The organism is Mycobacterium europaeum (genome assembly GCF_034555895.2).
GTDB lineage: Bacteria > Actinomycetota > Actinomycetes > Mycobacteriales > Mycobacteriaceae > Mycobacterium > Mycobacterium europaeum.
This window is the reverse complement of the sequence record NZ_CP157315.1, coordinates 5716851-5730405: the sequence shown is the minus strand read 5'-3', so window position 1 is coordinate 5730405 and position 13555 is coordinate 5716851. Positions and strand designations below refer to the sequence as shown.

Annotated in this window: 7 protein-coding genes, 5 pseudogenes and 1 other annotated feature; of the genes and pseudogenes, 5 read left to right on the top strand and 7 right to left on the bottom strand. The window is 63.9% G+C overall.

Going from position 1 to position 13555, the window contains the following annotated elements; genetic code table 11:
- Positions 1–7: 7 nt before the first annotated feature.
- Together U8D42_RS29425 and U8D42_RS26630 are read right to left on the bottom strand one after the other, a co-directional pair.
- Positions 8–1348: pseudogene (locus U8D42_RS29425) on the bottom strand (IS256 family transposase).
- A 479-nt stretch (positions 1349–1827) separates the two neighbouring features.
- Positions 1828–2807 (bottom strand): annotated as a pseudogene (locus U8D42_RS26630) (IS3 family transposase); the annotation flags it as partial.
- Positions 2656–2787: a sequence feature (AL1L pseudoknot), on the bottom strand. (Overlaps the previous pseudogene by 132 nt.)
- Positions 2808–2939: 132 nt before the next feature.
- Here U8D42_RS26630 and U8D42_RS26625 point away from each other — a divergent pair.
- The 3 genes from U8D42_RS26625 to U8D42_RS26615 are packed head-to-tail and all read left to right on the top strand — an operon-like array spanning position 2940 to position 6728.
- On the top strand, positions 2940–4022 hold the full coding sequence (locus tag U8D42_RS26625) for a tyrosine-type recombinase/integrase (protein ID WP_033717226.1): 1083 nt from the start codon (positions 2940–2942) through the stop codon (positions 4020–4022).
- Positions 3992–6277 (top strand): tyrosine-type recombinase/integrase, encoded by a 2286-nt coding sequence (locus U8D42_RS26620; protein ID WP_225325992.1) that lies wholly within the window; start codon positions 3992–3994, stop codon positions 6275–6277. The genes U8D42_RS26625 and U8D42_RS26620 overlap by 31 nt, the downstream gene beginning before the upstream one ends.
- On the top strand, positions 6267–6728 hold the full coding sequence (locus U8D42_RS26615; protein WP_007172469.1) for a DUF6262 family protein: 462 nt from the start codon (positions 6267–6269) through the stop codon (positions 6726–6728). The genes U8D42_RS26620 and U8D42_RS26615 overlap by 11 nt, the downstream gene beginning before the upstream one ends.
- On the opposite strand, the pseudogene U8D42_RS26610 reads toward U8D42_RS26615, so the two are convergent.
- The 5 genes and pseudogenes from U8D42_RS26610 to U8D42_RS26590 form a co-directional block, all read right to left on the bottom strand.
- Positions 6721–7011: pseudogene (locus tag U8D42_RS26610) on the bottom strand (transposase); the annotation flags it as partial. The gene U8D42_RS26615 and the pseudogene U8D42_RS26610 overlap by 8 nt on opposite strands.
- A 54-nt stretch (positions 7012–7065) precedes the next feature.
- A pseudogene (locus U8D42_RS26605) lies at positions 7066–7944 on the bottom strand (IS110 family transposase); the annotation flags it as partial.
- Between the two features lie 369 nt (positions 7945–8313).
- Positions 8314–8520: pseudogene (locus U8D42_RS26600) on the bottom strand (transposase); the annotation flags it as partial.
- A 162-nt stretch (positions 8521–8682) separates the two neighbouring features.
- On the bottom strand, positions 8683–10248 hold the full coding sequence (locus U8D42_RS26595; protein WP_007172240.1) for a flavin-containing monooxygenase: 1566 nt from the start codon (positions 10246–10248) through the stop codon (positions 8683–8685).
- A gap of 46 nt (positions 10249–10294) precedes the next feature.
- A complete protein-coding gene (locus tag U8D42_RS26590) occupies positions 10295–11185 on the bottom strand; it encodes a metal-dependent hydrolase (protein ID WP_172975555.1) in 891 nt (296 codons plus the stop codon).
- Between the two features lie 137 nt (positions 11186–11322).
- On the opposite strand from U8D42_RS26590, the gene U8D42_RS29420 reads away from it, so the two are divergent.
- Positions 11323–11646 carry a hypothetical protein gene (locus U8D42_RS29420; RefSeq protein ID WP_007172237.1) on the top strand — a complete coding sequence of 108 codons (324 nt, stop codon included), beginning with the start codon at positions 11323–11325 and terminating at the stop codon, positions 11644–11646.
- 332 nt (positions 11647–11978) lie between these two features.
- Positions 11979–13217, top strand: coding sequence for an IS110 family transposase (locus U8D42_RS26580; protein WP_007172236.1), 1239 nt, complete (start codon positions 11979–11981; stop codon positions 13215–13217).
- The last annotated feature ends 338 nt before the right edge of the window (positions 13218–13555 follow it).

Below are 13555 nucleotides of genomic sequence, written 5' to 3'. Positions count from 1 at the left end.
AGTGATGCTACGCGGTGGCGCTGACGGTTTCGGTGGTGCTGCTAGCGAAGTCCGGGGTGTGCTGGGGCCACAGTTGCCGGGGTGGTTGCAGCAGGCTGCGGCGCAGGTCTTGGAGCTGGCGCAGCCCGGCGGGGGTCATGGTGAGTCCGCGCCAGCCGCGGGATGCGCGGTCGAGCACGGCCCAGGCGATGCTGTTACAACTGGTCTCGCCAGGGAAGCGGCCGATAACCTTTGCGCGGCGGCGGGTTTCTCCGAAGGTGCGTTCGATGAAGTTCGAGTGGCGGATGCGGTGATGATGTTCGGGCGGGAACCGCAGATAGGCGGTCAGGCCCTCGCGCTCGGTCAGCATGATCTTCATCGCTGCCGGGTAGGTGGTCGTGTAGCGGGTAGCGAACGCGGTCAGCCGGGCGTCGACCAGTTCGACCAGCCGCGGACCGGGCTCGGTTTTGAGGTCCTCAGTGTCGAAGCAGGCCCAGTAGCCGTCGCGGATCTCGGCCTGCATCCCGGCCGGGATCTTGGCCAGCACGTTGCGTAACCGCTGGATCAGGCAGCGTTGCCGCAGCGCGGTCGGGAAGACCTGCTCGATCGCGGCGATCAGGCCGCGGGCACCGTCGGAGATGACCAGCAGCGGGCACGCTAGCCCACGGTCGGTGAGATCGGTCAGGAAATCGGCCCAGGCCTCGGTCGACTCCACCACGCCGGGGGCCAGGCCAACAAAGACGGGCTTGCCGGCGGTGGTGACGCCCCACGCGGCCAGGATCGGCTCGGCCGGCGAGCCGGGATGCATCCGGAAGAAGGAGGCATCCAGGAACAGCTAATCGAGCACGACATCGCCCAGGGGCGCCGCGCCCAGGTGTTGTACTCGGTTTTTATCGCTTGGCATACCTGCGAGACAGTCGATTTCGAGATCGCGGCCTGATCACCGAGCGCATCGGCAAGGGTGGCCTCGACATCACGCACCGACAGTCCGCGCACGAACGAGGCGATCACCAGCGATTCCAGCGCATTGGTTTTGGTGACGTGCTTGCCGAACAGGCGTGAGACGAACGCGGCGGTCGTGCCGCGCAGCTTGGGCCGCTCCAGGGTGACTGGGCCGACGGTGGTCTTGACCGTCGCTGGCCGATAACCATTGCGCGCCCCGGGGCTGCGCATCCGGCGCGGCCGCGGCGCGTTGGTAGCGGTCACGGCCGAGGAACTCGGTCACCTCGGCCTCCAGCGCGGCCTGCATCAGCAACTGTGCGCCGAGCCGGGCCACCTCCTCCAGAATCTCGGGCAGCTCACGATCGGATGCGAACAGCTCGTCGATCTTGGCGCGAACACGATCAGTCGGCGATACTCGTGCAGGCACGGGCATAGGTCCTTTCTTCGATGACTTGGTAGGTCTCGAAGCAGAACCTATGCCCGGCCCATTTACACCGGCTTTAGGACGCGACCGTTCGTTTGCCTTTTCTTCCCAGACTGCGCCGGACGCCGAGGCGACGCCGCCCTCCCGCCGCCTTGACGACAAGTGCTAGTGTGGCCGTGCCCAGCACAAGGTAACGGCGCCACCCCAGCGCCTCCACGACCATTGCTACCGAGGCCGTGGCCAAGACAAGCACTACAACGCCCGAACGGCGAATCGAATCTAATCTCATGGCCAATAACTATAGCGTTCGTCGCGACCGTCTGGAATGCAGGCCATGGCCTTTAAGAGCTCCACACTGAATCGCCCCGGCATGTCCGGAGACTCCACTTCTTGGGAAGGTTGGAGTCATGTCAGGTGGTTCATTGAGGAGGTATCCGCCGGAGCTGCGTGATGAATCGCCCTGGTTCTGTCGGAGGCTCGGGTTATTGGATTCCGATCAGGGGTTGGTCGGTCCGTTGTGCATCGTAGAAGGTGGCTTCGAACTCGGTCGGAGGAACGTCGGCGAGGTAGCTGTGTAGGCGGCTGGTGTTGTGCCAGTACACCCAGGCCAGGGTCGCCAGCTCGACGTCCTCGACGGTCTTCCAGGGCCCGGTGTGAGCCGGCCCGTAGATCAGCTCGGCCTTGTAGTAACCGTTGACGGTCTCGGCCAGAGCGTTGTCGTAGCTGTCCCCGATGGTGCCGATCGAGGGCACCGCACCGACCTCGGCGAGACGTTCACCGTAGCGGATGGAAGTGAACTGGGACCCGGCATCGGAGTGACATGTCAAGCCCGGCAATGTGTTTCCACGTGACCAGCGGGCCATCTCGATCGCGTCGAGCACCATGGTTGTGCGCATGTGGGAGGCCACCCGCCAGCCCACGATCATCCGGGAGTAGGCATCGACGATGAAGCACACATACGCCACCCCAGCCCAGGTCGGCACGAATGTTAGATCCGTGACCCACAGTTGGTTCGGCGTAGTCGCCGTGAACTTCCGCTTGACCAGATCGGGGTGGCGAGGCGCTGTCAGGTCGGGTTTGGTGGTGCGGACCCGTTTGCCGCGCCGCGCTCCTTGGATGCCGGCTGCGCGCATCAGTCGGGCGACCTGGTCTCGCCCGACGTCGTGGCCGGCACGGCGGGCGGCTTTCCACAGCTTGCGGGCGCCGTAGACCCGGTAGTTGTCCCACAGCGCCACCAGGGCGGGCGCCAGCTCGGCGTCTCGACGGGCCCGTGCCGACAGCGGCCGTGCCTTGGTGTCGTAGTAAGTACTCGGGGCCACCGACACCCCTGCGGTGCGCAGGACGGTGCAGATGGGCTCGACCCCGAATTCCCCACGGTGGGTGTCGATGAAGTCGACTACTTCTTGTGTTGGCGGTCGAGCTCCGCGCCGAAGAAACTGGCCGCTCGTTTCAGAATCTCGTTGGTTATCTGAGGCCGTGAGGAAGCTGTTCACCATGTAGACGACACGCGTTCGGAGATGCCGGGAAATGCGTTGTGGACCAGTTATCTTCGGTGTCTGTGACGAGTCCTGGGCTGCGGGTGCAGTCGGTGGTGATGCCGTTCGGCGACCGCGAATCGTGGACGCTGGTGGATCAGGATGCGGTGGTGGTGGAGCCGGTCGAGGCGTTCTTGTCGCATCTGCACGCGATCGAGCGCTCACCGAACACGGTCAAGGCCTATGCCCATGATCTGCGGGATTGGTTCGAGTTCCTCGATCGGGGCGGCCTGGTGTGGTCGCGGGTGCGACTGGAGGAGGTGGGCCGGTTCGTGGCGTGGCTGCGACTACCCGCGGCGGGGCGAGTGGGCAATGTGTCAGCGCTGCCGACGGCGGAGAGCATGTGCTCGGAGGCCACGGTGAACCGCAAGCTATCGGCAATCTCGGCGTTTTATGAATTCCATCAGCGCCACGGAGTGGACCTGGGTGATCTGTTGACGACCTGGCAGCGGCATAAGGGACATGGTGGATCGTGGCGACCACTGCTGGCGCACCTGGGATCTCGACCGGAGCGCAGCAGGCGGATCCGGTTACGGGCCCAGCGGCGCATCCCGGACACGCTGGACACGGAACTGGTCGCGGCGATCGTGGCGGCCTGTGATCGGCTGCGGGATCGGTTCCTGTTTTCTCTGCTGGCTGCATCCGGGCTGCGGGTTGGTGAGGCGTTGGGGTTGCGGCACAGCGACATCGATGCGGCTGCTCGGCTGGTGACGGTGGTGCCGAGGGTGAATACGAATCGTGCCCGAGCCAAGGGCGGGGGTCGCCAGGTGCCGGTGCCGGGCGCGGTGATCCGGCTGTATGCGGATTATCTGCATGGCGAGTACGGCGAGCTGGACAGCGATTACGTATTCGTCAACTTGTGGTCCGGTCCTATTGGGTATCCGTTGACGTATGCCAGCGTCTACGATTTGGTCTGCCGATTGCGGGAGCGGACCGGAATCATGTTCGGGCCGCATACTTTTCGCCACTCGTATGCGACAGAGTTGTTGCGCCGCCAGGTGCCGGTCGAGGTGGTGGCCCATCTGTTGGGGCACGCGTCGATCGCGACGACCAGTGACGCGTACGCGCATCTGAAGGTCGAGGACACCCGCCGCGCGTTGGTGGCCGCGGGGTGGCTGGCGGACCGGGATGGGTCGTGGTGAGCGTCGAGGTGCTGGCGCCGCCGATTGAGCCCGGCTGGGTTGCGCGTTTGGGCGCAGCGGTGCGTGCGGAGTTCCGGGTCGAGGTGCTGGTGCCCGCCGTCGCGGATCCGATTCTCGGGTCGCCGGCATGCGCGGTGCCCGGGTGTGTGCGTTCGAGTCGCTACGCCGGGCTCTGCCCGGCCCATCTGGGCCGGTGGAGAAAGGCGGGTCGCCCGGATGACCGACGGGCGTGGGCGGCGACCGCTGATCCAGAGGTGATGGGGTACCGGCCGCTGCAATCGTGCCTGGTGCCCGGTTGCGGCTTCGGGCAGCATCGGTATCGGTTGTGCTACACGCATTCCCACGCCTGGGACAAGGCCGGACGCCCAGTGGTGGATCGGTGGAAGCCGGACGTGGCCGGCACGCCGGCAGCGGTGTGCGCCATCCCGGGGTGCATGTTGTGGGCCGAACTGGACGCCGGGTGGTGTCATTCCCACCACCGGCGGTGGCGGCTGCGTGGTCGCCCGTCGGCGGCGGAGTTCATCGCCTACTGCGCCAGCTACGGCGAGGATCGCTTCGACTTGCGGCCGCTGCGGCCGCAGTTGCGGCTGGAGATCGGCTACGCGCTGCAATGCCGCGTCGACCTGAACCGAACCCGCACCACACCGCGATCGATCAAGCCGCTGCTGGACCACTTGTCGGCAACCGGGGCCGAGTCGCTGCTGGATCGTCCGCTGGCCGACTGGCTGGCCGGGCTGCCGGCCGCGGCGTCGGTCAACACCCCGCGCGCGTTCCTCGGTTACGCGATCGAGTGCGTGCTCGATTTGCGCGACGGGACCGGCTGGGACAGCGAATACCAGCGTGACGTGTGGCGGCTACGGCGGCTCGGTGTTTCCGGCCATGACGGGGCCAAACTGGATTTCACTGCGGTGCACCCAGTCTGGCTTCGAGAGCTGGCCAAACGATGGTGCCGGTGGCGCATGTCGTGCGGAGTCGGGCTGGGGCAGCTACGCAGTGATCGCCTCGCGCTCGTTCGTTTGTCGCAGTTCATGCCCGGACTAGCGAGCTCGTCGGGCCCGGGTGCGCTCGAGCGGGCAGCGCTGGAGGCCTACCTGGCTCGACTGGCCGTTGAGATCCCACAACCGAAGACCCGCAGCGCCGAGATCGGCTGTGTGACCGGGTTTCTGAATGCCGTTCGCCAGCACCGGTGGGCATCGCTGCCGGCCGAGGCGCAGCTGTATCCCAGCGACCAGCCCCGCCGTGACGAGACACCGGCACCGCGGGCGATTCCCGAGTTCGTCATGGGCCAGTTGGAAAGCCCGGCCAACCTCGACCGGATCAGCGACCCGCGGATCCGGCTGCTGGTGGAGGTCCTCATCCGCACCGGCCTGCGCATTGGCGACGCCACCCGGCTGGCGCTGGACTGTCTGGTTCGCGACCCGCAGGGCGCGGTCTATTTGCGCTACCGCAACCATAAGATGCGCCGCGACGCGGTGGTGCCCATCGACGACGAACTCACCGCCATGATCCAGACGCAGCAGGAGCGCACCCGGCAGCGGTTTCCAACCACCGCCGTGTTGCTGCCGCGCAGCAGCGCCAACCCCGACGGACGGCTGCCCATTCCCACCGTGACGTTCCACCTCCAGCTCGGGCAGTGGCTCGAAACATGTGGTGTCACAGATGAACTCGGTCAGCCAGCGCATATCACCGCTCATCAGTTCCGGCACACGGCGGCCACACGATGGATCAACCATGAGGTGCCGCAGGAAGTGGTCCGACGCCTGCTCGACCACACCAGCCACACCATGACCGCCGTGTATGCCCGATTGGCCGACACCACCATACGAGAGCAGTGGGAACGCGCCCAGAAGATCAACATCCACGGTGAGCCGGTCGACATCACCGTCGACGGGCCCCTCGCCGATGGCGAGTGGATGAAGCAGAACCTTGCACGCGCGAAAATAGCGCTGCCCAACGGCTATTGTGGTCTGCCACTACAGAAATCGTGCCCGCACGCCAACGCATGTTTGACTTGTCCGCTGTTCATCACGACCGCCGAATTCCTACCCCAACACCGCAAGCAGCTCGATGACACCCGCACGTTGATCTCGCGTGCTCAAACCGACGGCCACACCCGCCTGGCCGAGATGAACCACACCGTCGAAACCAACCTGCTTACCATCATCGCCACCCTCGAAACCGACCAACGCGACTGCCGGTGCGCTGCAGCGGGCAGCGAAACATGCTGCGGAAAGGAACCATCCGATGCGCCATGACAACAGCCACTACCTCCTCGCCGCTGCCCAACGCCGCCGCGCCGACACCCTCCAACGCGCCCGGCAAGCCCTGCAGGAACTCGGCGAAACCGGCCAGCGGCGCACTATCACACAGATCGCCGCCCTCGCCGGCGTCTCCCGCTCATGGCTGTATGCCCAGCCCGCACTGCGCGACCAACTCCGCCGACTGACCGCCATATCGGAGACGCCCGAGCCGGCACCACCTGCCCCAGTCGAGCGCGGCTCCGACGCCTCCCTGCGCCAACGCCTCACCCTCGCACACGAACGCATCCGCGAACTCGACAACGAAAACCGTCAACTACGAAACCAGATCGCACTCCTGCACGGACAGCTCCGCGCCAACCGCATCGCCGACACCCACATCACGGACACCGTCCACGACACAAACACCCAGATCACGCCCCCAAACAGTCGAGCCCGCCCAAGATAACGATCGCCCGCTTCAGTTCTCGTATCTCTTGCTCGAGCTCTTTGACCCGCTGTGACTCCGCAGTGGACACCCCAGGTGCATACCCGTCGTCGATATCGGCCTGACGCACCCAGGAGCGCACCGACTCGACCCCGTAGCCGAGCTGGCGGGCTACCCGTGACACCGTTCCCTGCTCGGTGCCCAACTCGGCACGCAGTGCCCGCACCATCCGCACTGCAGCGGCCTTCTCCTCCGGGCTGTAACGACGCGCCGTGGGCTTCCCAGACGACTGTTCCTTCGGCATACCTGCATCCTCGTTTCCAAGGTCAGGAGCCTCCGGGATTTCCAGGGCGATTCACACCTCGGCAGTCTTGCCGGAGAATCCCGGAATGCTCATCAGCAGTTCCCGGGTGAGGCGAAAGGGCGCCATCGCTTCCTCGATGCGCTCATCGAGGCGACCGATATCGGCGGTGTGAGCATCGATGCGGTCAAGGAACAACCGGGACATAAACGCGTGATGCTCACTGAACCGGCCGATCAACGCCTCGGTCAACGCCGGGATCTTGCGGCGCAGCGTCCGCTTGGCCAGATCGGCAATCATGGCTGGATCGTTCTGGCCGGCGATCAGCGCCTCGAGCATCGCTCGTCCGGACACTCCGGTGATGTCGGTGGCCACCGAGGTGAGTTTGATCCCGGCGTCTTCGAGCAGCTTCTCCAACCGCATTACCTCGCGCGAGCATTCCCGGGTGATGTGCGTGCGTGCGTGGGTCAGATCCCGCAGCGCGCGAATTGTCAACGGCAATCGAAAACTGATCAGGAGTCGGCAAGCACTGGTCAGTATTCACTTGCCGCCGACACGAATCGGCGGCGGCGGCACCAACGACGCCGTCACCAGCCCGTGAGCCCCGAGATCGGCCAGCCACGCAGCATCAGACACATCGGTCTTGCGGCCGGGCACATTGCGCACCCGCGACGCATTGATCAGCATCATGTTCAGCTCATCGTCGAGCAGGTAGTAGAACGGTTTCCAGTAGTCGCTGGTGGACTCGATCACCACACACGTGACCTTCTGCGCGATAAGATGCTCACGCAACGCCAGGATCTGTGATGTCATGGCACCCCATGTCGTCACTGTCGACGACGCTCCTCTGCGTCCATGGCCCTGAATCCGCACACAGACCTTCGCGTCTTTCTTCGAGCAATCGATTCCCGCGCACCGCGGGTGCACCACATCCATCGAACTCACCGCCTCCCAACAGGATTGACAAAGGGGCGTGTTCCGGGGAGATGTCGGCGTCGTCTGAAAACTGACCCCGTGTCGCCGTTGACAGGAGAGCGGGATGAAACAGAATTCTGACACTCGTGCTCGACGGCAACATTCCACGGTCCCCGTGGATGGGGGGCTCTCCACCCTCAGGCTAATTTGCGGGCTCACAGGCAACATAGTGCAACCGGGGTCAACCGAAACACCTTCCAGCATGAACCGTCGGCCGCCTGGACGCTGAACCCAGCGCAGGCCCCGTTCGGAACCGCAACTGGCTCGCGGAATTTTCGATCACCACGGTGAGAGCGAAGCGCGCCCGAGAAGCTAGTTTGATAAAGTCGGGTCGACCGCTCCGGCCGTGGTGAGCACGGTTTTGCGGCCGCGCCCGTTGCGGGAGTTGCCCGAGCCATAACCAGCCGGATCGCCGTACTCATAGCCCAGGTGATCAGCGATCTCGACATCCAAAGCGCGTTGGAGCACCGCCTTGGTCATCTGCGCCAACAGCCCCTCAGGTGGAGGCGTGGTGGTCGAACGAGCTGGCCACCGCACGGCGGATCGACTGGTTCAACCACCGCCGCCTGTATGAATACTGCGGCGATGTTCCGCCAGCCGAACTCGAGGCCGCCTATTACGCTCAACGCGAGAGAGCAGCCGCCAGCTGAGCTCTCACATCAGAAAGTCTCCGGACTCACCGAGACAGTCCCCGTTGGATTATCCGGCGATGAGCGGATTTGTGCGGTGCTCACCGTTTCCTCGGTTTGAGCCAGAAGCCATTTCGGAAGTGCTTTGGTGTGATGTCGAGGCCGGCAGAGTTGCCGGCCGGGATGCTTTGGTCGTGAAGCGCAGACCGTCATCGATCTTGCCGCGGCGTATTTGACGGACATCGAAGAGGTAATTCTGCTTTGCTTTCCATGGACCGCGGGATCCAGACTTAGGGAGTTGATCCATCGCGCGTTGGAAGTAGCCGGGCGCAAAATCCGTGAACGGCAGTTCCTCGACATCCTCGCCAGGGTGGGGAGCTACGACGGTGTCGTAGCCGTGCGCATCCATGTAGTTGAGTAAGCGACAGACGTATTCAGACACCAGGTCTGCTTTCAGTGTCCAGGACGCGTTGATGTAACCGATAGTGAACGCCATGCTCGGGACGTCGGATAGCATCATGGCCTTATAGGTCATCGACTTCGCGACGTCGACGACCTGGCCGTTACGGGTAATCTTGGCGCCGCCGAACAGCCGCATGTTCAAACCGGTCGCGGCGACAATGATGTCGGCCGTCAACTCCTGACCCGAGGAAAGCTTGATCCCGGTCCTGGTGATGTGGTCGATAGTATCGGTGACTACATCGGCCTTGCCGTCCCGAATGGCCTTAAAAAGGTCGCCGTTAGGGGCCAGGCATATCCGTTCATCCCACGGGTTGTACTTCGGCCCGAAATGCTTATCCACGTCATAGCCTGCGGGCAGCTGGTGCTTAGCCCAAGCGATCAGCGCTTTTCGCATGGAACGGGGAAAGCGACGCGCCAGTCTGTACTGCGCCACAGCTAACAGGATGTTCTTCCAGCGGTTGACGAAGTCCGCGCTCCTTGTCGGTAACCACTTGATGAGCTGCACGGCAATGGGGTCGATGTTTGGCAGCGATCCGATGTAAGTCGGTGAACGCTGCAGCATCGTTACCTGGCCAGCGCCTGAATCCACGAGGGACGGAATAAGGGTCACTGCGGTAGCACCGCTGCCGATGACGATGACGTTCTTACCCGCATAATCGAGGTCTTCGGGCCAGTTCTGCGGGTGAACAATAATTCCTTCGAAATCCTTCTCGCCCCGGAATTCTGGACGATACCCCTGGTCGTAGTCGTAGTAGCCGCTGCACGCAAACAGGAACGCGGCCGTGATCTCGGTCGTCTTTTGGCGGTCCCCAGCCACCTTGATCGTCCAGCGCCTGTCGGCGTCCGACCAGTCCGCAGACAATACCTGGCTACCAAACCGGATGTGGTTGTCGATGCCGCTCTCGGCGGCAGCTTCCCAGAGATAATCCTTGATCGTGGCGCCATCAACGGTAAAGCGCGGCGAGTGCCACGGCTTGAAACGGAACCCGAAGGTGCACATGTCGGAGTCCGATCGGATGCCCGGATACTTGAACAGGTCCCATGTACCACCCAGATCAGCTCTGCGCTCTAGAACTACATAACTCTTGTTGGGACAGCGCTCCTGCAGATGCCAGGCAGCGCTGATACCGGAAATACCCGCACCCACAATCACAACGTCAAAGGATTCGGACATAAAACTGCTTGCTCCCTTCTTGGCGACGGTCTCGGTGAAATTCGGTTCACTTCAGGTAGCCGACCAGGGCCCCCTTGGTGCCGAAGAGTTCCTCCTGCCATTGCTCGAGCAACGCGTTGGTGTCGATGTCGTCGGGATGAAATCCCGGTCGCAAGTATTGCCTGAGCTCTGGGATCAAACCCCGAAATATCGGACCGCGGTAGACCCGATAGGTCTCACGCACCAGTCGCACTGGCTGACGGCACGCTTCGGGATCCCGCGCCACCGAATACGCCAGCGTGCCACTCATGAGGAGGAGCAGAAGGGGGATCATTACCGCCATCACACGTCGACGCACCCGCTCGGTACCCCCCACCGAGCGGAATACGTCAAAGGCAACCGACTTGTGCTCAAGTTCCTCCAGCGCATGCCACTTCAGGAGATTCCACACCTCCGCATCACCCGGGATCGCCCGGAAGTCCTCATCGCCGAGCAGCCGCTCAGCAAGTATCGCGGTGAAGTGTTCTGCGGCTGCTGTCACCGCCAGCGGAATCCGGGCCGGCAGCACCTCCTCGATGCGTTTCACCCAATCAACAAACTTTTCGGAATCCCACCACCCAATCGGATACCCCATGTCAACGAGCTTGTCATTGAGCGCCCGATGCTGCTGGCCATGCACCGATTCCTGACCGATAAACCCGGCCACCCGCTTCTTCAACCCAGGATCGGCGATCTCATCGGCAAACCGGCGCACCGACCGAATGAACAACTCCTCCCCCGGCGGGAACGACCCCGACAAGTTCGCCCACAGGTGGCTGAAGATGATGTCGTCATCGAAGAAATACTTGCTGCCCTCGCCAAAGGGGAAACGTATCCGCCGGGTTCTCGGATACCGAGACCCCACACTTGCCGCACTTGCAGTGGTCACTGCCCCTTGTCCTATGTCTCCGTCGACCATGACAGGCTGCCCTTCCTCGAACATCCAGTTTCGGATACCGATAGTATCGGGTGTAGACGTGGTGCTACAAGTCAAATGTCCCGCTCGCTCGCTTGGGGAGACGCGGGCGCAGAAAGCGCCATGCCCGGGGTACGCAGATGCGCCTGAAGCGGGTGTGGCTGTTGACTTCCATTTCGATGGCACCACTGACCGCCGCCAGATCAAAGATCGTCTCGATCATCGACGAACACACCCGCAAATGCGTCGACGGTCGGGTGGCGCGCGGCATCACCGGCGAGGACCTGGTCCTCGAATTTGACCGCCTGGCCAGACAGCGTGATACCCGCCCGACGGCGCTGCGGTGGAGCAATGATCAGGAACCTAATAGCTTTGTAGGGCACTGGACGATTCCTGATCAGAACTCGGGGCTAGACCCCCTTCCACAGGCGGGAACGCCGGCTGCTCTGCGACCTTCCGAGTGAGCGGTCGGCCAGCGAGTGTCGACGGAACGCCTGACCGATACCGGGGTCGGCTAGACCTGCCGGGAGAACGGCGAGGTCGGCGTGTCGTGACCGGCTGCTCCTCGGAAGGGGTTGGGGTGGGGAACGTGGTTCGAGCCCGCCTGCACGATCGACACCTCATCGACGGGGAGCCGTTGAGCTCTGACAAAGACTGGGGGTCGTGCGGGTTGCTGGGGTCGCGAACGGCTCAATCGGAGGTCAGGCCATCAGAGCCTTGCTATTAGGGCGCCGCGCGTTCTCACAAAGGGTCACGCACCCAACACATTTCGACAACCAAGGAGGTAAATTTGTCCATGGTCACGTGTGGGATCGACTGGGCCCAGGATCATCATGACGTCGCGCTGGTGGATGCCGACGGTCGGCTGGTCGCCAGACGGCGCATCCCCGAGTCGGTCGCCGGATTCGCCGAACTGACCGCCATGCTGGCCGATGCCGACGACGACCCTGAGGATCCGATCCCGGTCGCGATCGAGACCCCGCGCGGGTTGCTGGTCGCCGTGTTGCGGGCCAGCGGTCGACCGATCTACCCGATCAACCCGATGTCGGTGGCCCGCTATCGGGAACGGACGTCGATGTCGGGCAAGAAGTCTGACCACGGCGATGCGGTCACGCTGGCCAACATCCTGCGTACCGACATCGACCAGCATCGTCGGTTACCCGCCGACACCGAACTGGCGCAATCGATCACCGTGCTGGCCCGTGCCCACCAGGACGCCACCTGGCGGCGTAACCGGGCCGGCAACGAACTGCGGTCGCTGCTGCGGGAATATTTCCCGGGTTTCCTGCACGCCTTCGCCGACCGTCCCGGCGGAATCACCGCACCCGAAGCTCGTGCGGTGCTCGCCATCGCTGCCACCCCGGCCAAGGCGGCGCGGCTGTCAAAGCCGCAGATCACCGCCGCCCTGCGCCGCGCCGGACGCCAACGCGGCCTGACCACGCTCGCGGCGACAATCCACCAGCAGCTGCGGCTGCCGCAGCTGCGACACCCCGCCCCGGTCGAAGACGCCTTCGGTATCCAAGCAGTCGCATTGCTGGCCACCCTCGACGCTGAGTGCGCCAACGTCGACCGGCTGGGCGAGGCCACCGCCGCCACCTTTGCCCAGCACGCCGACCACAGGATCATCACCTCATTTGTGGGGGTCGGCGACCTTACCGGTGCCCGCCTGCTCGCCGAAATCGGCGACGACCGAACACGATTCGCCGACGCCCGAGCATTGAAGGCGTTCGCCGGGTCGGCGCCCGTCACCAAAGCCTCTGGGCGCAGCATCCGCATCACTCACCGGCACGTGAAGAACAACCGACTTGCCGCCGTCGGATTCGTCTGGGCGTTCATCGCGGCCGGCTGCGAAGGACCCACCCGCGCTCACTACCTGACACGCCGCGACCACGGCGACCGCCACCCCGCAGCCCTGCGCCACCTCTACAACCGCATGCTCGGCCAGCTCTACCACTGCCTGCAAACCAGCCAAACCTACGACCCAATCAAGGCATACCGACCACCCCCGACGCACCCCACACGAGCCGCCGCTTGACTGTTAACAAGATCGGAGGTCTGTGGGTGCGACGCGATGTCGCGCATGTGAGTGAGCTCGTGGAGTGGAGGTCGGCGATGCCGGTCGCGTAGTTCTCGGTTGGTGTTCGTGACCGATCCCCGCCCTGACGTGCGTCGACGGGTCCTGCCCGTGGGCGTGCGAAGCTCAGGGAAGAAGCCCAAGGGCCCCCGTTCCGTCTGGGGGAACGACCGGGCGAGGGAAGGCCGGACGGGCGAATGCGAATGAACCCTTGATGACGCCTCGTTATTTGAAGCCCGGGAAGACGGGTTGAGAACCCGGGTGATAGGACCCGGCCGCTGGCAGTGGCGGCAAGCGGC

Bases quoted from the DNA above. Each gene is read 5' to 3' on its own strand.
- U8D42_RS26625 (WP_033717226.1), top strand. From the start codon at position 2,940: ATGCCGTTCGGCGACCGCGAATCGTGGACGCTGGTGGATCAGGATGCG.
- U8D42_RS26615 (WP_007172469.1), top strand. From the start codon at position 6,267: ATGCGCCATGACAACAGCCACTACCTCCTCGCCGCTGCCCAACGCCGC.
- U8D42_RS26595 (WP_007172240.1), bottom strand. From the start codon at position 10,248: ATGTCCGAATCCTTTGACGTTGTGATTGTGGGTGCGGGTATTTCCGGT.
- U8D42_RS26590 (WP_172975555.1), bottom strand. From the start codon at position 11,185: ATGGTCGACGGAGACATAGGACAAGGGGCAGTGACCACTGCAAGTGCG.
- U8D42_RS29420 (WP_007172237.1), top strand. From the start codon at position 11,323: ATGCGCCTGAAGCGGGTGTGGCTGTTGACTTCCATTTCGATGGCACCA.
- U8D42_RS26580 (WP_007172236.1), top strand. From the start codon at position 11,979: ATGGTCACGTGTGGGATCGACTGGGCCCAGGATCATCATGACGTCGCG.